26 protein-coding genes are annotated in these 26404 nt (G+C 66.9%); 10 read left to right on the top strand and 16 right to left on the bottom strand.

The features are described 5' to 3' along the window. The first annotated feature begins 77 nt into the window (after positions 1–77). The 5 genes from tyrS (at position 78) to AB4061_RS33835 (ending at position 3500) form a co-directional block, all read left to right on the top strand. Complete coding sequence (tyrS, locus tag AB4061_RS33855; protein WP_441640542.1) at positions 78–1319, top strand: tyrosine--tRNA ligase; 1242 nt, start codon at positions 78–80, stop codon at positions 1317–1319. A gap of 19 nt (positions 1320–1338) precedes the next feature. Next, positions 1339–1839 carry a D-aminoacyl-tRNA deacylase gene (dtd, locus tag AB4061_RS33850; protein ID WP_441640541.1) on the top strand — a complete coding sequence of 167 codons (501 nt, stop codon included), beginning with the start codon at positions 1339–1341 and terminating at the stop codon, positions 1837–1839. 22 nt (positions 1840–1861) lie between these two features. Further along, positions 1862–2029 (top strand): hypothetical protein, encoded by a 168-nt coding sequence (locus tag AB4061_RS33845; RefSeq protein WP_441640540.1) that lies wholly within the window; start codon positions 1862–1864, stop codon positions 2027–2029. A gap of 47 nt (positions 2030–2076) precedes the next feature. Next, positions 2077–2736, top strand: a complete 660-nt coding sequence (locus AB4061_RS33840; RefSeq protein ID WP_441640539.1) for a YbhB/YbcL family Raf kinase inhibitor-like protein — start codon at positions 2077–2079, stop codon at positions 2734–2736. Positions 2737–2825: 89 nt separating this feature from the next. Next, positions 2826–3500 carry a histidine phosphatase family protein gene (locus tag AB4061_RS33835; RefSeq protein WP_441640538.1) on the top strand — a complete coding sequence of 225 codons (675 nt, stop codon included), beginning with the start codon at positions 2826–2828 and terminating at the stop codon, positions 3498–3500. Between the two features lie 26 nt (positions 3501–3526). On the opposite strand, the gene AB4061_RS33830 is transcribed toward AB4061_RS33835, so the two are convergent. The 16 genes from AB4061_RS33830 to AB4061_RS33755 form a co-directional block, all read right to left on the bottom strand. Continuing rightward, on the bottom strand, positions 3527–4252 hold the full coding sequence (locus AB4061_RS33830) for a queuosine precursor transporter (protein WP_441640537.1): 726 nt from the start codon (positions 4250–4252) through the stop codon (positions 3527–3529). Positions 4253–4380: 128 nt separating this feature from the next. Next, on the bottom strand, positions 4381–4965 hold the full coding sequence (locus AB4061_RS33825; protein WP_441640536.1) for a BPSL1445 family SYLF domain-containing lipoprotein: 585 nt from the start codon (positions 4963–4965) through the stop codon (positions 4381–4383). Positions 4966–5140: 175 nt separating this feature from the next. Continuing rightward, complete coding sequence (ruvB, locus tag AB4061_RS33820) at positions 5141–6196, bottom strand: Holliday junction branch migration DNA helicase RuvB (protein WP_441640535.1); 1056 nt, start codon at positions 6194–6196, stop codon at positions 5141–5143. 47 nt (positions 6197–6243) lie between these two features. After that, a complete protein-coding gene (ruvA, locus tag AB4061_RS33815; protein ID WP_441640534.1) occupies positions 6244–6825 on the bottom strand; it encodes a Holliday junction branch migration protein RuvA in 582 nt (193 codons plus the stop codon). A 165-nt stretch (positions 6826–6990) separates the two neighbouring features. Continuing rightward, complete coding sequence (locus AB4061_RS33810) at positions 6991–8178, bottom strand: glycerophosphodiester phosphodiesterase (RefSeq protein ID WP_441640533.1); 1188 nt, start codon at positions 8176–8178, stop codon at positions 6991–6993. A gap of 78 nt (positions 8179–8256) precedes the next feature. After that, positions 8257–8802, bottom strand: coding sequence for a crossover junction endodeoxyribonuclease RuvC (gene ruvC, locus AB4061_RS33805; RefSeq protein ID WP_174427462.1), 546 nt, complete (start codon positions 8800–8802; stop codon positions 8257–8259). A 556-nt stretch (positions 8803–9358) separates the two neighbouring features. Beyond that, positions 9359–10933 carry a bifunctional phosphoribosylaminoimidazolecarboxamide formyltransferase/IMP cyclohydrolase gene (purH, locus tag AB4061_RS33800; protein ID WP_441640532.1) on the bottom strand — a complete coding sequence of 525 codons (1575 nt, stop codon included), beginning with the start codon at positions 10931–10933 and terminating at the stop codon, positions 9359–9361. A 17-nt stretch (positions 10934–10950) separates the two neighbouring features. Next, positions 10951–11184, bottom strand: a complete 234-nt coding sequence (locus AB4061_RS33795) for a Fis family transcriptional regulator (protein WP_006156396.1) — start codon at positions 11182–11184, stop codon at positions 10951–10953. Continuing rightward, positions 11181–12275: a tRNA dihydrouridine synthase DusB gene (dusB, locus tag AB4061_RS33790; protein WP_441640531.1), complete on the bottom strand. Its 1095-nt coding sequence runs from the start codon at positions 12273–12275 to the stop codon at positions 11181–11183. The genes AB4061_RS33795 and dusB overlap by 4 nt, the downstream gene beginning before the upstream one ends. A 228-nt stretch (positions 12276–12503) precedes the next feature. Beyond that, entirely contained in the window at positions 12504–13751 is a 1248-nt protein-coding gene (locus tag AB4061_RS33785; RefSeq protein ID WP_441640530.1) for a UbiH/UbiF/VisC/COQ6 family ubiquinone biosynthesis hydroxylase, read from the bottom strand. Next, a complete protein-coding gene (locus tag AB4061_RS33780) occupies positions 13732–14241 on the bottom strand; it encodes a hypothetical protein (RefSeq protein ID WP_441640529.1) in 510 nt (169 codons plus the stop codon). The genes AB4061_RS33785 and AB4061_RS33780 overlap by 20 nt, the downstream gene beginning before the upstream one ends. Then, positions 14238–15620 carry an aminopeptidase P N-terminal domain-containing protein gene (locus AB4061_RS33775; RefSeq protein ID WP_441640528.1) on the bottom strand — a complete coding sequence of 461 codons (1383 nt, stop codon included), beginning with the start codon at positions 15618–15620 and terminating at the stop codon, positions 14238–14240. The genes AB4061_RS33780 and AB4061_RS33775 overlap by 4 nt, the downstream gene beginning before the upstream one ends. 81 nt (positions 15621–15701) lie before the next feature. Continuing rightward, positions 15702–16442 (bottom strand): N-acetylmuramate alpha-1-phosphate uridylyltransferase MurU, encoded by a 741-nt coding sequence (gene murU, locus AB4061_RS33770; protein ID WP_441640527.1) that lies wholly within the window; start codon positions 16440–16442, stop codon positions 15702–15704. A 17-nt stretch (positions 16443–16459) separates the two neighbouring features. Then, the gene (locus AB4061_RS33765; RefSeq protein WP_043343742.1) at positions 16460–16798 is read right to left on the bottom strand and encodes an AzlD domain-containing protein; all 339 of its coding nucleotides are present in this window, start codon (positions 16796–16798) and stop codon (positions 16460–16462) included. After that, positions 16795–17547 (bottom strand): AzlC family ABC transporter permease, encoded by a 753-nt coding sequence (locus AB4061_RS33760; protein WP_441640526.1) that lies wholly within the window; start codon positions 17545–17547, stop codon positions 16795–16797. Before AB4061_RS33760 ends, AB4061_RS33765 begins: the two co-directional genes overlap by 4 nt. Before the next feature lie 31 nt (positions 17548–17578). After that, positions 17579–18613: an aminoglycoside phosphotransferase family protein gene (locus AB4061_RS33755; RefSeq protein WP_441640525.1), complete on the bottom strand. Its 1035-nt coding sequence runs from the start codon at positions 18611–18613 to the stop codon at positions 17579–17581. A gap of 156 nt (positions 18614–18769) precedes the next feature. Between AB4061_RS33755 and AB4061_RS33750 the strand changes: the two genes are divergently transcribed. The 5 genes from AB4061_RS33750 to trpS all read left to right on the top strand — a co-directional run bounded on the left by AB4061_RS33750 (position 18770) and on the right by trpS (position 25763). Further along, entirely contained in the window at positions 18770–21175 is a 2406-nt protein-coding gene (locus tag AB4061_RS33750; protein ID WP_441640524.1) for an LPS-assembly protein LptD, read from the top strand. Positions 21176–21184: 9 nt separating this feature from the next. Beyond that, positions 21185–22675: a peptidylprolyl isomerase gene (locus AB4061_RS33745; RefSeq protein WP_441640560.1), complete on the top strand. Its 1491-nt coding sequence runs from the start codon at positions 21185–21187 to the stop codon at positions 22673–22675. Positions 22676–22693: 18 nt separating this feature from the next. Further along, a complete protein-coding gene (pdxA, locus tag AB4061_RS33740) occupies positions 22694–23743 on the top strand; it encodes a 4-hydroxythreonine-4-phosphate dehydrogenase PdxA (RefSeq protein ID WP_441640523.1) in 1050 nt (349 codons plus the stop codon). A gap of 20 nt (positions 23744–23763) precedes the next feature. Then, on the top strand, positions 23764–24585 hold the full coding sequence (rsmA, locus tag AB4061_RS33735) for a 16S rRNA (adenine(1518)-N(6)/adenine(1519)-N(6))-dimethyltransferase RsmA (protein ID WP_441640522.1): 822 nt from the start codon (positions 23764–23766) through the stop codon (positions 24583–24585). A 155-nt stretch (positions 24586–24740) separates the two neighbouring features. Continuing rightward, positions 24741–25763 (top strand): tryptophan--tRNA ligase, encoded by a 1023-nt coding sequence (gene trpS, locus AB4061_RS33730; RefSeq protein ID WP_441640521.1) that lies wholly within the window; start codon positions 24741–24743, stop codon positions 25761–25763. Positions 25764–26404 lie beyond the last annotated feature (641 nt).

The following is a 26404-nucleotide window of genomic DNA, read 5'->3' as shown; positions in this document are numbered from 1 at the left end:
CGCGGATTATACCAAAACCGGCCGCAAGCCGTTTTGTGCCGCCGTCTGAATTCTCATGTTTTTCAAAGACTTACGTCATGACTGAAGTTTCCTCCGGCGTTGCCACTTCCTACCCCCTCACGCCCACCGTGATGCACGCCCTGGAGGTGTCCAAGCGCGGTTGCGACGAACTGCTGGTCGAATCCGAATGGCTGGCCAAGCTCGCGCGCAGCGAGGCCACCGGTGTGCCGCTGCGCATCAAGCTGGGGCTGGACCCCACCGCGCCCGATATCCATATCGGCCACACGGTGGTGCTCAACAAGATGCGTCAGTTGCAAGACCTGGGCCACCAGGTCATTTTCCTGATCGGCGATTTCACCTCCACCATCGGCGATCCGTCCGGGCGCAATGCCACCCGTCCCCCGCTCACGCGCGAACAGATCGAGGCCAACGCCCAGACCTACTACAGCCAGGCGAGCCTGGTGCTGGATCCGGCCAGGACCGAGATCCGCTACAACAGCGAGTGGTGCGATCCGCTGGGCGCGCGCGGCATGATCCAGCTGGCGGCCAAGTACACCGTGGCGCGGATGATGGAGCGCGACGACTTCACCAAACGCTTCCGCACTGGGATTCCGATTTCGGTGCATGAGTTCCTTTACCCCCTCATGCAGGGCTACGACTCCGTCGCGCTCAAGGCCGACCTGGAGCTGGGCGGCACCGACCAGAAGTTCAACCTGCTGGTGGGCCGGGAGCTGCAGAAGGAATACGGCCAGGAGCAGCAGTGCATCCTGACCATGCCGCTGCTGGTGGGCCTGGATGGCGTGGAGAAGATGTCCAAGTCCAAGGGCAACTACATCGGCGTGACCGAAGCCCCGAGCGAGATGTTCGGCAAGCTGATGAGCATCTCGGATGATTTGATGTGGAAGTACTACGAGCTGCTGTCGTTCCGCCCCATGAGCGAGATCGACCTGATGAAGCAGGAGATCTCGCTGGGCCGTAATCCGCGCGACTGCAAGGTGATGCTCGGCCAGGAGATCGTCACGCGCTTTCACAGCGCAGCCGACGCCGACCGCGCGCTCGAGGATTTCAACCACCGCGCGCGCGGCGGCGTGCCCGACGAAATCCCCGAGGTCAGCCTTTCCGGCGCACCGCTGGGCATCGGCCAGTTGCTCAAGCAGGCCAACCTGGTGCCGTCCACGTCGGAAGCCAACCGCAATATCGAGCAGGGTGGCGTCAAGATCGACGGCACCATCGTCAGCGACAAGGGGCTGAAGGTCGAGGCCGGCAGCTACGTCGTGCAGGTGGGCAAGCGCCGCTTCGCACGCGTGACGCTGGCTTGAGGCCGGGCAGGAACGGCTCATGATTGCGTTGATCCAGCGGGTCACCCAGGCCCGCGTCACTGTCGACGGCCGCACCGCCGGCGAGATCGGCGCCGGGCTGCTGGCGCTGGTCTGCGCCGAGCGCGGCGACACCGAAGCGCAGGCCGAACGCCTGCTCGCCAAGCTGCTGGCCTACCGCGTGTTCTCCGATGAGGCCGGCAAGATGAACCTGCCCGTGCAGGACATCGATGGCCGCGGCACGCGCGGTGGCCTGCTGGTGGTGTCGCAGTTCACGCTGGCCGCCGATACCAACAGCGGCACGCGGCCCAGCTTCACCCCGGCCGCGGCGCCCGCCGATGGCGAGCGCCTGTACAACCATTTCGTGGCGCGTGCGCGCGCCGCGCACGGCGAGGTGCAGACCGGCGAGTTCGGCGCCATGATGCAGGTCAGCCTGGTCAATGATGGTCCGGTCACCTTCTGGCTGCGCGTGCCGCCGTCCGCGCCGTCCGTCCACGCTCAGCCAGCCCAGGCCAGCCGCTGATGCGGCGGCGGCCCGACCGGACATGACCCAGACAGTCACCCTCTACATCGCCACCAGCCTCGACGGCATGATCGCTTCGCCGGATGGCAGCGTGGACTGGCAACTGGTGGCGCACCGCGCCTTCGACGACGGCCTGCTGCAGCTCAGCTACCGCCGCCGCACGTCACCGCCGGGACCGGCCTTGGCCTGATCCCGCATGCCGCGCAGTGCGCGGCGCAACCCAGCAAGGAGAGAAACATGAAGCTCTGGAGCAAGGCATTCAGCGACAACGGGCCGATTCCCATCGAGTTCGCTTTCGGCGCGATCGACCCCGCCACCCACGTGACGCTGTCGAGCAACCGCAATCCCGACCTGCACTGGGACGAGGCCCCGGCCGAAACGCGTTCCTTCGTGCTGATCTGCCACGATCCGGACGTGCCCAGCCGTGGCGACGACGTGAACCAGGAAGGCCGCGAAGTGCCCGCTTCGCTGCCGCGCGTGGACTTCTTTCACTGGGTGCTGGTGGATATTCCGATGGGGCTGCGCACCATCTCCGTGGGCACCCACAGCGATGGCGTGATCGCGCGCGGCAAGCCGGGCCCCGAGGCCACCGGCGGCACGGCCGCGGCAGGCGGGCTGCGCCACGGCCTGAACGACTACACCGGCTGGTTCGCCGGCGACCCGGACATGAAGGGCGACTACTACGGTTACGACGGCCCGTGCCCGCCGTGGAACGACAGCCTGGTGCACCACTACGTGTTTACCGTCTACGCGCTCGACCTGGACCGCCTGCCGCTAGAGGGCACCTTCACCGGGGCCCAGGTGCGCGAGGCCATCCAGGGCCACGTGCTGGCGCAGGCTGCCTGCACCGGCACCTATACCCTCAATCCGAAGCTCGCCGGCCAGCCGGCGCAGTAAGCACGGGCCGCGCGGCGCGCAAGCGCTGCGCGCCAGGGGCGCCACGACAGCACAGCGTAGCGCCGCCTAAATCGCCTAAAGGAAACGGCATGTCGCAATTGCCCGGGCCGCATTCGCTGGCCTTCACCCACCTGATCCTGATCCGCCACGGCGAGACCGCATGGAACCGCGAGCGGCGCCTGCAGGGCCAGCTCGACATCCCGCTCAACGCCACCGGCGTGGCGCAAGCGGATGCCCTGGCCCAGGCGCTGGCGGTCGAGCCGATCGATGCGGTCTACGCCAGCGACCTGTCGCGCGCGATGCAGACGGCGGCGCCGCTGGCCGAGGCGCTCGGCCTGGCGGTGCAGCCCGATCCCCGCTTGCGCGAGCGCTGCTATGGCTCGCTCGAGGGCATGACCTACGCGGAAGTGGCCGAGCAGATGCCCGAGGATTTCGCCAGGTGGCAGGCGCGGGTTCCCGACTACGCGCCCGATGGCGGTGAGTCCCTGCTGGCGTTTCATGAGCGCGCGGTGGAAGCCGCGCTGGCGCTCGGGCGCCGCCATCCCGGCGAGCGCATTGCCCTGGTGGCCCACGGCGGCGTGCTGGACTGCCTGTACCGCGAAGCCAACGACATGACGCTGGAGGCGCCGCGCCGGCATGAGTTGCTCAATGCCAGCATCAACCGGCTGCGCTGCGACAGCGTGCGGCTCACGGTCATGCAATGGGCGGACGTGGGCCACCTGGAAGCGGTGACGCTGGACGAAGTCGACCGCAGGGTGCCCTGAGCCGTGCTGGCTGCGCCGGGCGCGCCTTACACCCGCAGGCGGAAGGGCGTGAAATCGGTATTGCGGTCGTAGTAGTCTTCGCGCTCGGCGCGCTTGAGGAAGTTCACCACCTTGTAGGTGACCGGCGTCATCACCACTTCCCACGTGGTCTTGAGGAAGTACTGGGCAATGGCGACCTGGATCACCTTTTCCATCGGCCAGATGCCGTAGAAGGCGATCACGTAGAACAGCGAGGAATCGACCAGCTCGCCGGCCAGCGTGGAGCCGATGGTGCGGGTCCACAGCCAGCGGCCATTGGTCCACAGCTTCATCTTGGCCAGCACATAGCTGTTGGTGAAGCTGCCGCAGCAGAAGGCGATCAGCGAGCCCAGCGCGATGCGCCAGGTATTGCCGAAGACGTCTTCCAGGCTCTTCTGGTAATCGCTCATGAAGGGCGCCACCGGCATTCTCAGCACCACCAGGCTCATGAAGGTGGCGAACGCCAGCGCCGCGAATCCGGCCCAGACCACCCGGCGATCGCGCCCGTAGCCGTAGACCTCGGTCAGCACGTCCCCAAAAATGTACGAAATCGGGAAGAACAGCACGCCCGCGCCGAAGGTCACCGGGCCGATCACCGGCAGCGTGACCTGGGCCGCCTTGGCTGCGCCGATCAGGTTGGAGCACAGCAGGACCGTGACGAAAGCCACCATCACGAGATCGTAGTAACGATAGACGCGCCCGCTATGGGCGGGCGTGGCGCTTGACATGGTCATCGGGGTGTTCCAGGGGCGATTTTTGGGCGATTATGCCAGCCGCGCCCCCACCTTGCCCCGCCACACTGTAGACGAGCGCGCGCCCTGGCCGGGTCGCCCCGCGCCAGGGCTGCCTGAGCGGGCTGCGGCTAGATGTTCAGCTTGCTGATCTTGGAGCCGTCCAGCGACACATCGAACATCAGCCCGACATTGGTCTGCACGAAGCCGATCACAGGCTGCTGGCCGGTGATCGTATCGAGTTTGCCGTTGGCACCGATTTTGGCGAGCGCCACGCCGGCATCCGCGCCGACCGTCCAGCCGCTGCTGTTGACGAACTTGTTGTAGGCATCGGGCGTCATGAACATCAGCACCACGGACTTGGACTGGCCGCCGGCGGTCGCGCCGACCGAGGCCGAGGTGGTGCGGTAATAGCTCACCGAGGCGCCCTTGGCGCGCAGCACGCCCTCGCCGTATTCGCCGCCGACCACCAGCCCTGCCGACAGCACACGCGGGAACACGAGGATGCCCTGGGCGCGCGAGGCCAGCTCGCGCGAGCTGTCGACCGTCGCGAACAGCCGGTTGAGCGCCCCGTCGGCACCCGCGTCGATCTCTTTCTTCTTGGCCGCAGCGTCGGTTGGCGCATAGGCGCCGGTGGTGGTGCAGCCAGCCGCGAATGCGGTGGCCACGACCAGGCTTGAGCCCGCCAGCCGGGTGACAAAGTGGCGTCGATTCATGTGCTCTCTCCTGTCTGGGATCAGTTAGCCGGCCGTCGGGCATCTGCCGTCAGTTGTCGCCTTGCCTTGGCGGTCGGGGCTAAGTCATTGTGGACAAGGAGGAAGCAGCCAGCAATGCACGACAAAAGAATTGTCTGCGGGCCTCGAAATGACTTAATGCGGGTTTCGATGCCGCTCAGGCTGGGGCCGAATCGCTCTCGCCGGGCGCCGCCAGCCCGAAGTGCCGGTAGGCGGCTGCCGTGGCCATGCGCCCCCGCGGCGTGCGCTGCAGGTAGCCCTGCTGGATCAGGAAGGGCTCGAGCACGTCCTCGATGGTGTCGCGCTCCTCGCCGATGGCGGCGGCCAGGTTATCCACGCCCACCGGGCCGCCGCTGAACTTGAGCAGGATGGCTTCCAGCAGCTTGCGGTCCATCAGGTCGAAGCCGACCGCATCCACGTCGAGCATGGCGAGGGCGGCGTCCGCAATGCTGCGAGTGATATTTCCGTCTCCTTTGACCTCCGCAAAGTCGCGCACGCGGCGCAGCAGCCGGTTGGCGATCCGCGGCGTGCCGCGCGCGCGGCGTGCGATTTCCAGCGCGCCCAGCGGGTCGATGCGGGCACCCAGCAACWGGGCGGAGCGCGTGACGATGCGTGACAGCTCCTCGGCGGTGTAGAACTCCAGCCTTGCCACGATGCCGAAGCGGTCGCGCAGCGGGTTGGTCAGCATGCCCGCGCGGGTGGTGGCGCCGACCAGCGTGAAGGGTTGCAGGTCCAGCTTGACCGAGCGTGCGGCCGGGCCTTCGCCGATCATGATGTCGATCTGGTAGTCCTCGAGCGCCGGGTACAGGATTTCCTCGACGACCGGGGACAGCCGGTGGATTTCGTCGATGAACAGGACGTCGTTGGCTTCCAGGTTGGTCAGCAGCGCCGCCAGGTCGCCCGGGCGCTCCAGCACCGGGCCGGAGGTCTGGCGCAGGTTGACGCCCATCTCGCGGGCGATGATGTGCGCCAGCGTGGTCTTGCCCAGCCCCGGCGGCCCGAACAGCAACACGTGATCGAGCGCTTCGCGCCGGTTGCGCGCGGCGTGCATGAAGATGTCGAGCTGGCCGCGCACTTTTTCCTGGCCAACGTATTCGTCGAGCAGCTTGGGACGCAGCGCCCGCTCGAAGGCCTCCTCGTTAGGGGAGACAGCGGTGGGGGCGATGACGCGATCGGCGCCCCGCTCGGTGGCTAGCTTGTCGGTTTCGATCATGTTACGGAGGCGGGCAAAGTGGTTGGATTGTAGCCCTTCCGGCTTGCTCAGCCCTTGGACAGGGACTTCAGCGCCATCTTGATGCCGTCGGACACGCCGGTGCCGGCCGGCACCGGCTTGATCGCCAGCGCTGCCTCTTTCTCCGAGTAGCCGAGCGCAAGCAGCGCGTTGAGGATGTCGACGGCGTTATCGTGCACCGGCGTGCTGCCTGGCGCAGCCCCAAGCTCGGCGCCCAGCTTGCCTTTGAGTTCGAGCAGCAGGCGCTCGGCGGTCTTCTTGCCGATGCCCGGCACGCGCGTCAGCCGTCCGGCTTCCTGCAGCGTGATGGCCTGCGCCAGTTCGCCGACCGACATGCCGGAGAGCACCGCCAGCGCCATGCGCGCACCGATGCCGGTGATCTTGATCAGCTCGCGGAAGGTGTTGCGCTCGGTGGCGCTGCCAAAGCCATACAGCAGGTGCGCGTCCTCGCGCACGATCTGCTGGGTCAGCAGGGTGACGGGATGGCCGACGGCAGGCAGGTTGTAGAAGGTACTCATCGGCACGTCGATCTCGTAGCCGACGCCGTGGCAATCGACCAGCAGGTGCGGGGGATTCTTCTCGATGAGGGTGCCGGCGATGCGTCCGATCATGGTGTAGTGTCTGCAGCGAATTACGGCGCGCGCGCCGGGGTGGGAAGGGATTGCGGCGGCGGCCAGCGCGGGGGAAGGCCCGCCATCGCGAAGGCCGCCAGTGTAGCCCAGCGTGCGGCGTACCGGCGCGGCGGACCATGTTGGCCATCGACTATCGGCTATCGGCTATCGGCCCAGCGTGTCCACCGCCTCGCGTCCCAGCGCGGGATCGTCGGTGAAAAAGCCGTCGATGCCGGCGGCGAGGAAGGCTTGCACTTCGCGCACCATGCCGCCTGGGCTGCGCGTGGCATCGTCGCCGCCGGTGCGCAGGTTGCGCGGCAGGAAGGTGTTCTCGGGACGGAAGGTATAGGGATGGACCAGCAAGCCTTGCGCGTGCGCGTTGCGCGCCAGCGCAGTCGGCGTGCCGAGGTTGCCATTGGCGTCGCGGGGCACCACGCTGGACTTCTCCGGGCCGATGCCGTTGGCATAGCTGGCCACTTCGCGCAAGCCGATCGGCGTCATCATGTCGGCGTAGGTGCGGGTGTCGCCGGCCAGGCGCCAGTCGGCAGGCCGGTTCTTCGCGCCGCCCATCAATTGGATCAGCTTCACATTAGGCATGCCCTGGGCCAGGCGCTGGCGCATCTCGCGCAAGTTGCCGGTCTCGAAGGACTGCACGAACACCGGCGCGCTGCGCGTGTACGCATGGGCTTGCAGCGTGGCCACCAGCTTCTCCTCCAGCGGCAGGCCGATGCCGCGGAAATAGCTCGGGTGCTTGGTTTCCGGGTACAGGCCGATCACGCGCCCGCTGTGTTGCGATGCCTTGGCCACCAGCTCGATGATTTCGTCGAAGGTGGGGATCTCGAACTTGTCGTTGTACTGGGTATTGGCCTTGCGCACCTGCGCGATACGCTCGCGCGCACGCAGCGTCTTGAGTTCGGCCAGCGTGAAGTCTTCGGTAAACCAGCCATTCAGGCGTTCGCCGTCGATCACCTTGATGCGCTTGCGGCTGGCGAACTGGGGCAGCTCCGCCACGTTGGTCGTGGTGCCGATCTCGTTCTCGTGCCGGGCCACCAGTACGCCGTCGCGCGTCATCACCAGGTCGGGCTCCACCACGTCGGCACCGTCGTCGATGGCGCGTTGATAGGACGCCAGCGTGTGCTCAGGGCGCAGCGCACTCGCGCCGCGATGCCCGATCACCAGTGCCTTGGGCACGGCCGGGGCCGGGCCAGGGGCAGGGGCTGCCGGGACAGTGGCCACGGGTGGCAGCGCGGCGCAGCCGGCGAGAACCGCGGCGGCCAGCGCGGACAACAGCGCCGGCAGGCGAGCAGAGCGGGGCGGATTCAAGGCGCGGAACGCGCGAGGCGAGCGGAGCATGCGGCATCCTTTGACGGGCAATCGCTCGATTGTAAGAGACTTGACGGTGCAAGCGGCTGCTTGGCCGCCTGGGCTCGCTCAGCCGATCAGGCGCCCACGCCGTACCCGCATGCCCTTGCGTACCAGGTCCGGGGCCAGCCCGGTCAGGGCGGTGAGCGTGTTGCTGCCATTGGCATGGCAGATTGCCATGCCCAGGGCATCCGCCGCGTCGGAACTGGGGCGTCCCGTCAGGCTCAGCAGGCGCATCACCATTTCCTGCACCTGCTCCTTGTTGGCGCGGCCGTAGCCGACCACCGCCACCTTCAACTGAAGTGCCGTGTACTCGAACACCGGCAGGCCATGCGTGACGAGCCCGCAGATCGCCGCGCCGCGGGCCTGGCCCAGCAACAGCGTGGATTGCGGGTTGACGTTGACGAATACCTTCTCGATCGCGGCGCAATCGGGCGCGTAGGTGCGGGTGACTTCGCTGATGCCGTCGAAGAGGGTTTTCAGCCTCGCAGGCAGGCCGCTGTCGCCGTCGCTCTTGATGGTGCCGGAGGCGATGTAGGTTAGCTTGTTGCCGTGCTTTTCCAGCACGCCGAAGCCGGTGGTACGGAGGCCGGGGTCGATGCCGAGGATACGCATGAGGGTCGGGCTCGGCTTTTAATGGGTGATGGGGGATTGTAACGTTGGGAGGGTAGGGGTGACTGCAATTGCGATTGCAACTGCCTAATGTCAAAAGCAACTGCAACTGCAACTGCAACTGCAACTGCAACTGCAACTGCAACTGCAACTGCAACTGCAGTTTCACCACCCCTGCGGGGCGGCGACCTACTTTTTTGTCTTGCCAAAAAAGTAGGCAAAATAGGCGCGCCGGATGGGGCGACTACCTCCTCGGGCTTCGACGAAAAGAGCGGCCGGGACCCAAACTCGCATCGCCTTAAGGCGATACTCAGACATGGGTCCCTCTTTTCCGCTCTTTTCGCCGAATCCCGAGGCGCCCCATACGGCCTAGGTAAACCTTCACGGCTCGCTTCGCATTGCGTTGGGGTGTGGCCCGCCCTTCGGGCGCTTCACACGGCTACACCAATCGGTTGATCTTGCCGCTGGTTTGCTCCCCTCTCCCGCATGCGGGGGAGGGGCCGTGGGAGAGGGCGGGCGCTTGCGATGCCGCGATGCGCTCAAGTGCCCAGCCCGGACCTCAATGGCGGAAGTGACGAACGCCGGTCAGCACCATTGCGATATTGCGCTCGTCGGCCGCGGCGATCACTTCGTCGTCGCGCATCGAGCCGCCTGGCTGGATGACGCAGGTGGCACCTGCATCCACCACTACGTCCAGGCCGTCGCGGAACGGGAAGAAGGCGTCCGATGCCACGGCCGAGCCCGCCAGCGTGAGGCCGGCGTTCTGCGCCTTGATGCTGGCGATGCGGGCCGAGTCCACGCGGCTCATCTGGCCGGCGCCGACGCCCAGCGTCATACCGCCGCCACAGAACACGATGGCGTTCGACTTGACGAACTTGGCCACGCGCCAGGCGAACATCAGGTCGTCCATTTCCTTGGGCGTGGGCTGGCGCTTGGTCACAACGCGCAGCTCGTCCCGCTGGACGTTCCTGGCGTCGGGACCTTGCACCAGCAGGCCGCCGCCGACGCGCTTGAAGTCATACGGGTTGAGGCCGTTGCCCAGCGGAATTTCCAGCAGGCGCACGTTCTGCTTGGCAGCAAACACGGCGCGTGCGCCGGCGCTGAACGACGGGGCGATCAACACTTCGACGAACTGCTTGGCCACGGCTTGGGCGGCGGCTTCGTCCAGCTCGACGTTGAAGGCGATGATGCCGCCGAAGGCCGAGGTCGAGTCGGTCTTGAGGGCTTTTTCGTAGGCTTCCAGCGCGTTGGCGCCGACGGCCACGCCGCACGGATTGGCGTGCTTGATGATCACGCAGGCCGCGCCGGTGGCGGCGCCGAAGGTCTTGACGCATTCCCATGCCGCATCGGCGTCGGCGATGTTGTTGTACGACAGTTCCTTGCCCTGCAGCTGCGTGTAGTTGGCCAGCGCGCCATCGGAGGCTTTCAGGTCGCGATAGAAGGCGGCCGACTGGTGCGGGTTCTCGCCATAGCGCATTTCCTGCACCTTCTCGAAGGCCAGGTTCAGCGTCTGCGGGTAGGCGCTGCGGGTCTGGTGCGACTTGTCCGCGCCGAGGCTGGTCAGGTAGTTGGTGATGGCGCCGTCGTACTGCGCGGTGTGGGCGAACACCTTGGTGGCCAGGCGGAAGTTGGTGTCGTAGCCGACGCTGTTGGCGTTGGCGCGCATTTCCTCCAGCACCGGCGCGTAGTCGGCCGGGTCCACGATGACGGTGACGTCGCGGTGGTTCTTGGCGGCCGAGCGCAGCATGGTGGGGCCGCCGATGTCGATGTTCTCGATGGCGTCCGGCAGCGAGCAGTCATCCTTGGCCACGGTTTGCTGGAACGGGTACAGGTTCACGACCAGCAAGTCGATGGTGGGGATGTTGTGCTCTGCGAGAGCCGCCATGTGCTCGGGCAGGTCGCGGCGGGCCAGGATGCCGCCGTGCACCTTCGGGTGCAGGGTCTTGACGCGGCCATCGAGCATTTCGGGGAAACCGGTGTAGTCGGCCACCTCCGTGACGGGCAGGCCGGCATCGGCCAGCAGCTTGGCGGTGCCGCCGGTGGAGAGCAGCGCGACGCCGAGCGAGTTGAGCTCGCGGGCAAATTCGACGATGCCGGTCTTGTCGGATACGGAGAGGAGGGCTTGCTTGATCATGGCTATGGGGAGACGCTTCAAAGTAAACCGTGCTGCTGCAACTTCTTGCGCAGCGTATTGCGATTGATGCCCAGGTAGGCGGCCGCGAGCGACTGGTTGCGCTCGGCGCGCGCCATCACTGCTTCCAGCAGCGGCCGTTCCACGGCTTCGAGCACCATGTTGTACATATTCGACGGCTCTTCACCGTCCAGGTCGCGAAAGTAGGCACCCAGGCTGTCCCGGATGCACTGGTCGATAGCGTTGCGGCTCATGCGGCAAGCAACTCCCCGTTATTGTTGTTGTTCGACTTGTTGCGTTTCTCGTCGTCGGCATCATCCGTGCCGTCCGCGCCGTCTTCCACATAAACCAGGCGCTCGGACAGCAGCGCCTGCTCATCGAAGAATTCGTTGACCGCGGCGAGCTGGGCCGTGGTGCTGTCCAGCGTGTTCATGCGGTGGCGGAACAGGTTGGCGCCGGCCAGGCCGCGCGTGTACCAGGCAATGTGCTTGCGCGCGGTGCGCACGCCGGTGAACTCGCCGTAGAAGTCGTAGTGGTCTTCCAGGTGCGCGTTCATGATGGCGCGGATCTCGGCCACTTCCGGCGGCGGCAGCAGCTCGCCGGTGACCAGGTAGTGCTCGATCTCGCGGAACAGCCAGGGCCGGCCCTGCGCCGCGCGGCCGATCATGATGGCATCGGCGCCGGTCACGGCCAGCACATGCTTGGCTTTTTGCGGCGTGGTGACGTCGCCATTGGCGACCACGGGGATGGAGAGCGCGGCTTTGACCGCGGCAATGGTCTCGTACTCGGCTTCGCCCTTGTACAGGTCGGCGCGCGTGCGCCCGTGCACGGTGAGCATGCTGATGCCGGCGTCCTCCACCATGCGCGCGATGCGAAGCGCATTGCGGTTCTGGCGGTCCCAGCCGGTACGGATCTTGAGCGTGACGGGCACGCGCGGATCGACCTCGGCCACGGCGGCGACCACCGCCTGGACGATGCGCACCACCAGCGGCTCGTTTTGCAGCAGCGCCGAGCCGGCGGCCACATTGCACACCTTCTTGGCCGGGCAGCCCATGTTGATGTCGATGATCTGCGCGCCGCGCTCTACGTTGTGGCGCGCGGCCTCCGCCATCATGGCCGGCTCGGCGCCGGCGATCTGCACCGCGATGGGCTCGACTTCGCCCGTGTGGTTGGCGCGCCGCATGGTCTTCTCGCTCTTCCACAGCTGTGCGTTGGATGCGACCATTTCGGACACCGCATAGCCCGCCCCCAGCCGCTTGCACAGCTGGCGGAATGGCCGGTCCGTCACACCGGCCATGGGCGCGACGAACAGGTTGTTGCGGAGTTGGTGCGGTCCGATTTGCACGATAGCGACTGTAGCGACTGACGAGGGGCCGCAAGGCGGCCCGCAACTAGACAAAAATGAAAATGGCATGCCCTGCCGAAGCATTGCTCGGCGTCATTCAGTGGGCATGTGCGAGGGCAGGATTTTACCGCCAAACGGCCCGGGCTGCTCAAGATTTGAGCAAATATTGCACCGGGCCGGATTGCAAACAATGTTGACGACAGGGCCGCCGGCGGCCCTTGGCAGCCTTTAGCGGCGCATGCCGTACATCATCTGACGCGCCAGCGTGTCCTTGAGCGGTCCCAGGCAAGCGAGCGCCGCCAGGGACGCCCCACGCGCGTGGGCAGCGAGCGGGTAGGAAACGCCGAACACGCGCGGCAGCAGGTCGGTCACGCCGATGGTGACGGCCCGATCCAGCTTTTGTTGCGCCGCAAACGCCTGCAGGGCCTGCGGGCTGCAGTCGGCGCGCAGCGCGAGCGCCAGGGCAAAGGCGTCGCGCAGGCCGAGGTTGAGGCCCTGGCCGGCCACCGGATGTAGCGTCTGCGCCGCATTGCCGACCGCCACCACGCGGCCCTGCACGGTGACGGGCGCCGCGTTCAGCCCAAGCGGGAAGGCATGGCGCTTGCCAATGCCGGTGAAGCGGCCCATGCGCGGGCCGAAGGCTTGTTCAAGTTCAGCAAGGAACTCCCCTTCGGACAGCGCGAGCCGGCGCGCCGCTTGTTCCGGCGGGCAGCACCAGACCAGGGCGTAGCCGGGCGTGCCGTGCTCTTCATGCGGCAGCAGCGCCAGCGGCCCTTCCCCGGTAAAACGCTCCCAGGCCCAGCCGGGCTGCGGGCGCGAGCAGGCCACGTGGGCCACGATGGCGGTCTGCCCATAGTCGCGCCGGAATTTCTGTCCCTGCGCGCCACGCTCCGCGCGGGTGGACTGCTGGTGGAACAGGCCGCCTTCGGCCTGCACCACCAGGCGCGCGCCGAAGGCGGTGGGCTGCTGGTCATGGTCATGGCCGGAGAGGCGCACCGGGCTGGCAGCAGCCGTATCGGGACCAGATTGCTCCAGATGATCGATGCGCGTCTCGTAGATCCGCCGCAGGCGTTCGCCAGCGGGGGCGGGGCTGGCCTGGACGGCCTGGGCCAGCGCACGCTCAAGTGCCTCGCACAGCTCGCCGTAGCGCACCACATAGCCCAGCGCGGGTACGTCGTAGTCGTGGCTGTGGAGCTTGACGTGGCCGAACCGCCCGCGTTGCGACACATGGATATGCTCGATCGGGGTGACAGCGCGGGGCCACGCGCCGATCTGCTCGAGCAGCTGGCGGCTGCCGTACGACAGCGCGATGGCGCGCGGATCGCGGGACGCGCGCGCCGGCGTGGCGGCGTCGATCAAGGTCAGGCGCCATGGGCTCTTGCGCAGCAGCAGGCTGGCCAGCGCGAGGCCTACCGGCCCTGCGCCGACGATGGCGATATCCCTGTCCGCAGAGGCTTCAGTGCTGGCCGGGCTCATGCTCGCTGCCTGGCTGGGCGACGGGGTTGCTGTCGTTGCTTGCATTGCCCATGGCGCCGGACTCCGCCGGCTGCGCGCCGCGCTTCCAGCAATTGGCATCGGTACGGTGCTTGCCCGCCGCCGCGTCGCTCAGGGCGTTGTCCAGCTTCTGCTGGTTGAAGCCGGGAAACGCCTGCAGGCGTTCCACCAGCGCCGCATGATTGGCCGCGTCGAGCGGTACCACGCAGCCCCGGGGTGTGCCGTCGGCCTTGGGGTCTCCCACTAGGATCAGCCAGGCCTTCCCGGCCCATGGCTCGCGGTTCGAGACCCGCACCACCACGCGTTCGATCACGTCCCATTCGAGTTCTTCGCGCTGGCCATCGGGGCGATGCACGACCAGGCGGTCATCATAGAGGTTGACAACGAACGGTTGCGCGGGATCAACGGCGCGCGCGCGGCTGGTCTGCGTGCGCTCGCCGCTCGGAAGTAGCTTGCGTAGCCAACTGATCATCGTGCACCTCCCGCGTCGCGCATCAGCGCCTCGATTTCGTCCGCCTTGACCGGCACGCCGCGCGTCATCAGTTCGCAGCCGCCCTCGGTGACAACCGCATCGTCCTCGATGCGGATGCCGATATGCCAGAAGCGCTCCGGCACTTCCGGTGCCGGGCGCACGTAGATGCCGGGTTCCACCGTCAGCACCATGCCGGGCGCGAGCGGACGCCAGGCGCGTTCGCCCTCGGCCGGCGCCGCGCCGGGCACGCGGTACTCGCCCACGTCATGCACGTCCATGCCCAGCCAGTGGCCGGTGCGGTGCATGTAGAACTGGCGGTAGCTGCCGCTGGCGAGCACTTCGTCCAAGCCGCCGCAACGGTTTGCATCGAGCAGGCCGGTATCAAGCATGCCCTGCGCCAGCACCCGCGTGGCGGCGTCGTGCGGCACGTTGTAGGGCACGCCGGGGCGGGTCTCGGCGATGGCGGCTTCCTGCGCGGCCACCACCAGGTCGTACAGCTCGCGCTGGGCTGGCGAAAAGCGGCCGGAGACGGGGAAGGTGCGGGTGATGTCGGACGCGTAGCCATCGAGCTCGCAGCCGGCGTCGATCAGGCACAGGTCGCCGTCGCGCAGCTCGGCGGGGCCGGCGCGGTAGTGCAGCACGCAGGCATTGGGGCCGGTGGCGACGATCGAGTTGTAAGCGACGCTCTGCGCACCGTGGCGGCGGAATTCGTAGAGCAGCTCGGCTTCCAGGTGGTATTCGCGCAGGCCCTCGCGTGAAGCGCGCATGGCGCGCACATGGGCCTGGGCCGAGATCTCGGCGGCGCGGCGCATGGTGGCGATCTCGCCGGCGTCCTTGAACAAGCGCATCTCGTCGAGGATGGTGCGGATGTCGAGCGCCGTCGATGGCGCGGTCACGCCGGCACGGCCTTGCATGCGCACCGTTTCGAGCCAGCGCCGCACCTGCATGTCGGTGCGGGTGTTGGCGGCCAGCGGGTAGGCCACCACGGCGTGGTTGGCCAGCAGCGAGGGCAGCAGGGTGTCGATTTCCTCGACCGAATGTGCCTCGTCGAAGCCGAAGGCCGCCTGCGCGCCTTCCGGGCCATAGCGGAAGCCATCCCAGATCTCGCGCTCCTCGTGCTTGGGGCGGCAGAACAGGATGCTGCGCTCGGCGCCGCACGCCTGCGCCACCAGGACCAGCACCGCCTCCGGCTCGGTGAAGCCGGTCAGGTAATAGAAATAGCTGTCGTGGCGATAGGGATAGTCGCTATCGCGGTTGCGCATGGCTTCCGGCGCGGTGGGCAGGATCGCCACGCCGCCGCCGGCGGCGCGTAATTGCTGCAGCACGCGGGCGCGCCGGTCGCGACAGGCGAGAAGGAGGGCGGAGTCGGGTGCGGACATGTGTTGGGCCACGTGGATGGGGAATAGGGCGATTCTAACGCCGCCGGATTGCCGGCGCGGGCCTGGACTGGCCGGACCCGCTCAGGGCAGGGGTGCGCAAGCGGTGCCGGCCCGCGCTAGCACCGTGGCATCGAGGGCCGCCAGCTGGGCCGGCGTGCCGACGTTCTCCCAGGTGCCGTCGAAGCGCTCTCCGCTGGCCAGCCCGGCCGCCACGGCGGCGCGGTAGTAGGGCGTCATGGCAACTTTCTGGCCGGGCTCGATGGCGGTGAACAGCCGGGTGTCGTACAGGCCGATATTGCCAAAGGTCAGGCTCGGCGCCGTCGCCGTGGGCGTGGGCAACAACAGGCCGTCGGAGCCGAGCGCAAAATCGCCGCCCGGATGGAACGGTGGATTGGGCACCATCACCAGGTGCATGCGCGGCTCGGGCGCGCCGGCCATGGCGCGCGCGCGGGGCAGCAGGGTGCGGAAGTCGTAGTCGGTGAAGATGTCGGCGGACACCGCCAGGAAGATCTCGCCACGCTTGGGCGCGGCCGACAGCAGCGGCAGCGCCTGGGCAATGCCGCCGGCGGTTTCCAGCGCGCTGGGCTCGGCCGAGTACGCCAGGCGCACGCCGAAGCGGTCGCCATCACCGAGCGCCTGCTCGATCTGCTCGCCAAGCCAGGCGTGGTTGATCACGATGTCCTTGAAGCCAGCGCGCGCGAGCGCCTCGATCTTCCAGACGATCAGCGGCTTGCCGCCCACCGGCAGCAGCGGCTTGGGATGGGCATCGGTCAGCGGGCGCATGCGCTCGCCGCGCCCGGCTGCAAAAATCATGGCTTTCAATGCAGGGTCTCCGGCGCTTATTTCAGCGCGTGGTTCAGCAGGTATGTCAGCGCGATCAGGGTACCCATGCCGCCGGCGATGGTCCAGCCGATGCTGCGCGTCCTGGCGGCGATGACAATGGCCACCAGCCCGGCTACCAGGCGCGCGTTGCCGGGACCGATGTCGACGTGGCCATCGCGCATCAGCAGGTCGGGCGCGATCAACGCCGACAGCATGGCGGCCGGCACGAACTGCAGCGCGGTGCGGAACCACGACGGCAGCCGCACCCGGCCTTCCACGGCAATGAAGGACAGGCGGATCAGGAAGGTGGCGAGGCCGGCGCCGATAAACACCAGCAGCAGGGTGAGCTGGCTCATGCGGCGGGCTCCGTCGCGGCCGGCTTGCGCTGCCTGCGGTCCTTGCCCAGCAGCAGCATGCCCGCGGCAATCCCGCCCAGCGCCGCGACCATCAGGCCAAGCTTGTGCGGCATGCCATGGCAGGCCACCGCCAGCGCCGTGGCCACCAGCGCCGCCGCGGCGTGCGAGCGGTGCTTGATGCCGGGCACGATGATGGCGATGAAGGTGAGCGGCAGGAAGAAATCGAGCGGCCAGTCGCGCGGGATCTGGGCGCCCACCAGCACACCCGCCAGCGTCGAGACCTGCCAGCTGGCCCACAGCGCGAAGCCGGCGCCAAAGAAGAACCAGTGGCGGTAGCGCTTGTGTTCGTTGTCGTCGCTGAGGCGCCGCGTCATGGCGGCGAAGGCCTCGTCGGTCAGCAGGTAGGAGATGAGTGTCTTCCAGCGGCCCGGCAGGTGCGCCAGCGCCGGGGCCATGGTGGCCGAGTACAGCGCATGGCGCAGGTTGACCATGGCGACCGTCACGGCGATCAGCACCGCCGGCGTGCCCGCCGCCCACAGTTGCGTCAGGATCATCTGCGAGGCGCCGCCGAACACGATTGCGCTCATGGCGCAGGCCAGCCACGCGGGCATGCCGGCGTTGACCGCCAGCACGCCATAGATCAGGCCGAACGGCGCCACGCCGAGCAGCATCGGCGCCAGTGCCCGCACGCCAGCCCACCACTCGCCGCCGCGGGTGAGCGTGGCCGTGGGATCGCCGCAGGATGTCATGGCTGCGCGCCCGGCATGGCTTGCGCCGGCATCAGAACGTGTAGCCGACCGGGCGTTCGACGCCGTCGAGGGCGTCGAACAGCCGTACCAGCCTGCGCAGCTCGATGTAGCGGCCCGCCACCTGGCGCGCGTACTTGAGCACCAGCGGCAGGTTGGCCAGGTAGCCATCCTTGCCGTCGCGATGGTACAAGCGGGCAAAGATGCCGAGTACCTTGAGGTGGCGCTGCAGGCCCATCCACTCGAAATCCCGGTAGAAGTCGCCAAAATCGGGCGCCACCGGCAGCCCGGCCTTGCGCGCGCGCTCCCAGTAGCGGATCAGCCAGTCGAGCTGCTCCTGCTCGTCCCATTCAATATAGGCATCGCGCCACAGCGACACCGCATCATAGGTAATGGGACCGATCACCGCGTCCTGGAAATCCAGGATGCCGGGATTGGCCTCGCCCTCAAGCACCATCAGGTTGCGCGAGTGATAGTCGCGATGCACATACACCCGCGGCTGGGCCAGGTTGTTGGCCAGCAGCGTCTGCATCACTTCGGCCAGGCCGGATTCCTGGTCGGGCGTGAGCGTCACGCCCAGGTGCCGGGCCACGTACCACTGCGGGAACAGGTCGACTTCGCGCTGCAGCAGCGCGTGGTCGTAGGCGGGCAAGGTGCCGGGGCGGGTCGCGAGCTGGATCTTCACGAGCGCGGCGGCGGCATCGCCATACAGGCCGCGCGCGCTGGCCGCGTCCAGCCGCGAGAGATACGTGGTGTTGCCCAGGTCGCTGAGCAGCAGGAAGCCTTGCTCGAGGTTTTGCGCCAGTACCTTGGGCACGTTCACGCCGGCGGCGCCGAGCAGTTCCGCGACATGGATGAAGGGGCGGCAGTCCTCCTGCGCGGGAGGTGCATCCATCACGATCACGCTCGGATGGTCGGGGTGGCTGGTGCTGGCCCGGAAGTACCTCCGGAAGCTGGCGTCGGCCGATGCGGGGGTGCAGGAGTCGGGGTTAACGGACCAGGCCGGACCGAGTCCGGACACCCAGACTTTGAGCTGGTCGAGACGCGGGTCGAGAGGATGTGCTGCCATGCCGGAAAGGGAGAATAGGATGCCCCGTATAATACCCGACCAGACCCGGGCCCCGGGGCGGCTCCCAGGCGGGCCTCCTACAGCCCGACAGCCTGCTTCGGCGGTGGCTGGCGGTTGCTGGGCCGCCGCCGCCGCTCTGACTCATGACCCGCTCGCATGACCGAACTACGACGATCACCGAACCAGAAGGCTAGCAAGACACCGGCACGACTCCCCGGCAGCGCGTTGCGCCCGCTCGTGTTGGCCATGGCCGGCTGGTCGGTGGGTGCGCACGCGCAGGCCGTGAGCTCCACCATTCCCGACCTGCCGGTGGCCGAGCCGGCCGTCGAGGTGGTGCCCGAGGCCCCGCCGGTAGCCGGCGAACTGGTGCCGCGCCTGGCCGAGCCGGGCACGGCCAAGACCAAGACGGCCGAGCCGGGCGACAACCCGCCCACCTTTGTCTCGGGCGACCGCATGACCGGCTATAACCAGCGTGGCGTGGAGCTCGAGGGCAACGCCGAGCTGCGCCGCGATGGCGGCGTGGTCAAGGGCGACAAGCTTACCTACGACCAGGACAGCGACGAGGCTTTTGTCCACGGCAATGCCCGCATTTCCCGCGACGGCTCGCTCTCGGTTGGGCCGGAAGCCCGGCTGCGGGTCGAGGCCAACGAAGGCTACATGCTGTCGCCGGACTACTACTTCCAGCAGACCGGCGGCTCCGGCAAGGCCGAGCGCATCGATTTCATCGACAAGAACCTCAGCACGATCAAGCGCGCCACCTACACGACCTGTTCGCCGGATAACGCGGACTGGTATTTCAGCGCGCGCGAGCTCGATATCGACAGCGACCGCCAGGTAGGCACCGCCTATGGCGGCGTGCTGCGCTTTTTCGACGTGCCGATCATGGCGGCACCGGTGTTCAGCTTCCCGCTCAACAACGAGCGCCGCAGCGGCGTGCTGCCGCCGCTGTTCGGCTACAGCTCGCGTTCGGGCATGGACCTCACGGTCCCGTATTACTTTAATATCGCGCCCAATCGGGACCTGACGATCTTCCCGCGGGTGCTGAGCTCGCGCGGGGTGCAGCTTGGCACCGACTACCGCTATATCGGCAGCGGTTATTCCGGGCGTATCCGCGGCGAATTCCTGCCAGACGACCAGAAGACCAAGACCAACCGTTGGGCGTATTCGGTCCAGCATGCCCAGAACATAGCGCCGGGACTGAATGCGTACGTCAACCTGAACAAGGTGTCGGACACCCAGTATCCCGATGACCTGACCCGCTCGGTGACACAGGCGACGTTGCGCCAGTACACGCAGGAAGGCGGCGTCACCTACAACTGGCAGGATTTTGCCCTGCTGGCCCGGGTGCAGAAATTCCAGACGCTCGCGCCTAGCCAGCCTTCTTATGAGCGTGTGCCTCAGCTCAATGGCAAGTACACGCGCTATGACCTGGGTGGTTTCGATATCCAAGTGGAAGCCGACTACACGCGCTTCCGCATTCCTCTGGGCACGACAGGTACGCAATTGCCGCAGGGTGAACGTGTCTTCATCCAGCCCTCGATCAGCTATCCGATCATCCGGCCAGGCTGGTTCGTCACGCCCAAGGTGACGTTCAATGCCACGCAGTATCAGATGGAGTCGTCCACCAACACCGCAGGCACGCCCAATACGCTGAACCGGGCCCTGCCGACCATGAGCGTGGATTCGGGCATGACGTTCGAGCGCGAGGCACCGACCGTGAGCCGGCTGTTCGGCGTCAACTACGTGCAGACGCTGGAACCACGCCTTTTTTATGTCTACACGCCGTTCCGCGACCAGAGCCAGTTCCCGATTTTCGATACGGTGCAGTCGGACTTTGGCTACGGCCAGATTTTCAGCGAGAACCCGTTCACGGGCTATGATCGTATCGCCGACAACAACAAGCTGACGGGCGGCGTGACCACGCGCCTGATCGAGGCGAGCAGCGGCATCGAACGCTTCCGTGGCACGATTGCGCAGCGCTTTGACTTCACTGGCCAGCGGGTGCAGCTCAATGGCACCGATCCGGCCAAAGCAGGATATTCGGATTTGCTGGCAGCGACCACGATCCAGATGTTCAAGGGCTATTACCTGGATGCTGGCGTGCAGTACAACCCGGACAGCAATCGGGTGATCTACTCGAATATCGCCTTCTCGTGGCGGCCGGAGCAGCGCAAGACGCTGAATGTCGGCTATCGGTACCGGCGCCCTACCTCGGTGACGGACAATGCCGCTATCGACCAGTTCGAGATTTCGAGCCAGTGGCCGCTGACACAGCGCACCTACGGCATCGGCCGGGTCGCGTTTGACCTGAGTGCCAGCCAACTGGTGGACGCGCTGGCCGGCTTCGAATACGCAGCGGATTGCTGGGTTGGCCGTGTGGTCTACCAGCGCTTCCGCAATACCACGCAGGGCTACACCGGACGCATCTTCTTCCAGGTGGAGTTCCGCGGGTTGTCCAAGATCGGTTCCAATCCGCTGGATGTGCTGCGGCTGAACGTGCCGGGTTATGAGCCCGTCCTCGCCAGGCCTGTTATCCCATCCCAGCTCGACCACTATGAATGACGGACCATGATGAAACGTCAAGAATTCAACGCGCTCTCCTCGATGTCTTCCCGCCTGACCGGCTGGCAAAGCCTGCTGTTGACCGCACTGCTGGCCGCCTTCGCGCTGCCGGCTGCGGCGCAGCTGAAGGCGCCCGGGCAGAAAGCTACCGGCATCTTCATGCCCCAGGCCGGCGACAGCGCTGCCGCCTCGCCGAGCCAGCCGCGCCTGGGCGTGACGCCGCCGGGCACAAGCGCCCAGCGCTCGCAACTGGTGGACGAGGTGGTGGCGATCGTCAACAACAGCGTGATCACGCGGCGCGAGTTGCTGGACCGCGCCGACGAGATCGAATCGCAGCTGCGCCAGGCCAACCGGCCAGTGCCGGCGCGTGCCGAGCTGCTGGGCGAAGTGCTCGAGCGGCTGGTGATGGAGCGGGTGCAGACGCAAGCGGCGCAGGATGCCGGCATCAAGGTGACCGACCAGGAAGTCGATCGCGCCATTGAGTCGGTGGCGCAGCAAAACCACATCAATGCGACCGACCTGCGCAGCCAGGTCGAGCGTAGCGGCATGACCTGGACCAAGTACCGCGACGAGCTGCGCAAGCAGGTCCAGGTGATCCGCCTGCGCGAGCGCGAAGTCGACTCCAAGATCCAGGTCTATGACGGCGAGATCGACAACTATCTCGCCGCCCGTGGCGGCCAGGGCGCCGCCGACAGCGGCCCCACCGAATACAACGTGGCCCAGATTCTGGTGCGCGTGCCTGAGGATGCCTCCGAAGCGCAGAAGGCCACCTTGCGCGCCAAGGCCGAGGGCCTGCTCAAGCAGGCGCAGGGCGGCGCGGATTTCTCCCAGCTGGCACAGGGCTCAGACGGCCCCGAGGCCGCCCAGGGCGGCTCGCTCGGTTTCCGCGAAATCGGCCGGCTGCCGGCACTGTTTGCCAACGCCGTGCTTGACCTGCAGCCTGGTGGCGTGGCGCCCCAGGTCATCGAGAGCGCTAACGGTTTCCATGTGCTCAAGCTGGTGGCCAAGCGCACCGCGCCGCCGGCAGCGTCGAACCCGGCGGCCAGCAATCACATCACGCAGACCCAGGTGCGCCATATCCTGATCCGCACGGGCCCCAACATGCCGGAGGCCGAGGCACGCCGCCAGCTGGCCACGCTGCGCGACCGGATCACCCACGGCGGCGATTTCGCCGAGGCGGCCAAGCGCTTCTCCCAGGATGGGTCGGCGCAGAACGGCGGCGATCTCGGCTGGGTATCGCCGGGCGAGCTGGTGCCGGAGTTCGAGCAGGCCATGAGCCGCCTGCGCCCGGGCGAGGTGTCCGAGCCCATTGTCACGCAGTTCGGCGTGCATCTGATCCAGGTGCTCAATCGCCGCGAGACCGAGATCACGCCGGAGAAGCAGCGCGACTTTGCCCGCGCGGAGCTTCGCGAGCAGAAGGCGCGCGCGGCGTATGAAGACTGGCAGCGCCAGTTGCGCCAGGCCGCCTACGTGGAATACCGCGTCAACCGCCAGCGCTAACCAGAACGCGTCGCCACCATGTCCAAGCCGCTCACGCTAGCCATCACCACCGGGGAACCCGCCGGCATTGGGCCCGACATAACCGTTGGCGCCTTGCTGCAACTTGCCGGCGAGCATCCGCAGGCGCGTTTTCACGTGCTTGGCGACGCGGGACTGCTGGCGGCGCGCGCCGCCGCACTGGGCGTCGCGCAAGCCTGGGCGTACCGGCTTGCGGATGGCAGCGTGGTGTGCGACGACATCCCTCTGGCCGTGCCTTGCGATGCTGGCCGGCTGGATGCGCGCAACGGCGGCTACGTGCTCGCCTTGCTCGATGCCGCTATCGATGGCTGCATGGGCGGGACCGACGGCACGCGGCGTTTTGCCGGCATGGTGACCGCGCCCGTGCAGAAGAGCACCATCAACGATGCCGGCGTGCCCTTCACCGGGCACACCGAATACCTGGCCGAGCGCGCCGGCGTGCCGCGCGTAGTGATGATGCTGGCCGGCCCGCAGCCCGCGCATGGCAATGCCATGCTGCGCGTGGCGCTGGCCACTACCCACCTGCCACTGCGCGCGGTGCCCGACGCGCTGACCGTGTCCATGCTGGAAGAAACGCTGGCCATCGTCGACCACGACCTGCGCCGGCATTTCGGCATCGCCCGGCCGCGTATCCTGGTCACCGGTCTGAACCCGCATGCCGGCGAAAGCGGCCATATGGGCCATGAGGAGATCGATGTGATCATTCCCGCGCTGGCCCATGCCGTGGACGCGGGCATCGATGCCCGCGGCCCGTACCCGGCCGACACGTTGTTCCAGCCCCGTCATCTCGATGGGGCCGACTGCGTGCTGGCGATGTACCACGACCAGGGCCTGGCCCCGCTCAAGTACGGCACATTTGGCCACGGCGTGAACATCACGCTGGGGCTGCCTTTTATCCGCACCTCGGTCGACCATGGCACCGCGCTCGATCTGGCCGCAAGTGGCCAGGCCGAGCACGGCAGCATGATCGAGGCGATCCGCAACGCCATCGCCATGGCCGGCCACGCCAACGGCCGGCCGCGCGCCGCGCCGCTGGTGGCAACACGCTGACGCCCGAGCGAGACCTAACTATGCGTTCCAACGTACACCAGGGCCATGTGGCCCGCAAACGATTCGGACAGAACTTCCTGGTCGATGACGGCATCATCCACGGCATCGTCAGTGCCATCGACCCGCAGCACGGCGACACCCTGGTCGAGATCGGCCCCGGCCTCGGCGCGCTGACCCAGCCTCTGCTGGAGCGCCTGCCGCAGATGCAGGTGGTCGAGCTTGACCGCGACCTGGTGGAGCGCTTGCGCCGCCGCTACGGTGAACGGCTGGTGATCCACGCCGGCGACGCGCTGGCCTTCGATTTCGGCAAGCTGTGCGAAGCCGGCAAGCCGCTGCGCATCGTCGGCAACCTGCCCTACAACATCTCCAGCCCGCTGTTGTTCCACCTGGCCGAGTTTGCCGACCAGGTGCGCGACCAGCACTTCATGCTGCAAAAGGAAGTGGTCGAGCGCATGGTGGCCGAGCCAGGCAGCAAGGCCTTCGGGCGGCTGTCGATCATGCTGCAGGTGCGCTATCACATGGAGCATGTGCTCGACGTGCCGCCAGCCTCGTTCAACCCGCCGCCCAAGGTCGACTCCGCCGTGGTGCGCATGATCCCCTGGCCGCGCCAGGCCGATGGCCAGTTGCGCTCTCCGTATCCCGCGTGCAACTTGACGGTGCTGGGCGACGTGGTGGCTGCGGCGTTCTCGCAGCGGCGCAAGGTTCTGCGCAATACACTGTCGATGCTGCGCGACCAGGTTGATTTTGAGGCGCTTGGCTTCGACCTGGCGCGGCGCGCCGAGGAAGTCCCCGTGGCCGAGTACGTCGGCCTGGCGCGCCAGCTTGAAACCCCGGCTACATGATGCGCGCTACCGGCTCTCGTTCCCATTGGTGGCGCTGCTGAGCGCAGCGGCACGTCGTCATCCCCTGATTCCGACTCCAGCCGCCGCAGCCCGGTTGGCAGCACTCTGCCTGCGCTGACCGGCACCGCGGCGCTTCTCTTACCCAAGGAAATGCCATGACTAGCGAAACGCAGGCGCCCCAGCGCAAGGTCATCCTCACCGGCGACCGCCCCACCGGCCAGCTTCACCTGGGCCATTACGTTGGCTCGCTCAAGAGCCGCGTGGCGCTGCAGGATACCCACAAGCAGTATCTGTTGCTGGCCGACACCCAGGCCATGACCGACAACGCGCACGATCCGGACAAGGTGCGGCGCAACGTGCTGGAGGTGGCGCTCGATTACCTCGCGGTTGGCATCGACCCGGCCAAGACCACCATCACGGTGCAGTCGCACCTGCCCGCGCTGGCAGAGCTGACCCTGATGTACCTGAACTTCGTCACGGTCGCCCGGCTCGAGCGCAATCCGACCATCAAGGATGAGATCCAGGCGCGCGGCTTCGGCCGCGATATCCCGGCGGGCTTCCTGTGCTACCCGGCTTCRCAAGCAGCCGACATCACCGGCTTCAAGGCCACCGTGGTGCCGGTCGGCGAGGACCAGGCGCCCCTGATCGAGCAGACCAACGAGATCGCGCGCCGAATCAACCACCAGGTTGGCCGCGAAGTGCTGCCGGAAGCCGCCGCGCTGATCCCGCGCTTTGGCCGGCTGCCCGGCGTCGACGGCAAGGCCAAGATGAGCAAGTCGCAAGGCAACGCGATCTCGCTGGCGGCCTCGCCCGAGCAGGTCAAGGAAGCGGTCATGCGCATGTACACCGACGCCAACCACCTCAAGGTGTCCGATCCGGGCCAGGTGGAGGGCAATGTGGTGTTCACCTACCTCGACGCGTTCGACGAGGCGGTCGAGGAAGTGGCCGAGTTGAAGGAACATTATCGGCGCGGCGGCTTAGGCGACATGGTGCTCAAGCGCAGGCTGGATGGGGTGCTGCAGGCGCTGCTGGCGCCGATTCGCGAGCGGCGCGAGGAGCTGGCGAAGGATCCGGCCTCTGTGTTTGATATCTTGAAGCAGGGGACGGAGCGGGCTCGCTTGGTGACGCAGGCTACGCTGGATGAAGTGCGTGAGGCGTTGGGAACGTTCCGGTTCTGAGTTTTTTGAGGGGCGTGGGGTTGCAACTGCTTAAGTTCAACTGCTTAAGTTCGACTTCAAGGTCAAAAGCTTAAAGTCAAAGGCAGTTTCACCTCCCCTGCGGGGCGGCGACCTACTTTCTTGTCTCGCCAAGAAAGTAGGCAAAGAAGCGACCCGGATGGGGCGACCCCCCCTCGTCGCCGGACGAAAAGAGCGGCCGGAGGCCAAACTCGCATCGCCTTAAGGCGATACTCAAACATGGCCTCCTCGTTTCCGCTCTTTTCGCCCGGCGACGAGGCGCCCCATAACGGGAGATGAAAAGCAGACGGCTCGCTGCGCATCGCGGGCAGGTGATTTCCGCCAGGGGGCGGCAATCACGGCTACACCGAATCGAAACTTGATCCCTCTGTGGTAAGCCGTGTTTCCCGCCTTGGGGGCGGGAAACACCCRWGCGCGATGCGMAGCGAGCCGTSAAGGTTTACCTAGGCCGTATGGGGCGCCTCGGGATTTCATGAAAAGAGCGGAAAAGAGGGACCCATGTCTGAGTATCGCCTTAAGGCGATGCGAGTTTGGGTCCCGGCCGCTCTTTTCGTGAAATCCCGAGGGGGTGTCGCCCCATCCGGCGCGCCTTTTTTGCCTACTTTTTTGGCAAGACAAAAAAG

This window comes from Cupriavidus sp. YAF13, assembly GCF_052113425.1.
In the GTDB taxonomy this organism is placed as follows: Bacteria; Pseudomonadota; Gammaproteobacteria; order Burkholderiales; family Burkholderiaceae; genus Cupriavidus.
This window is presented reverse-complemented; position numbering and strand designations above follow the sequence as displayed.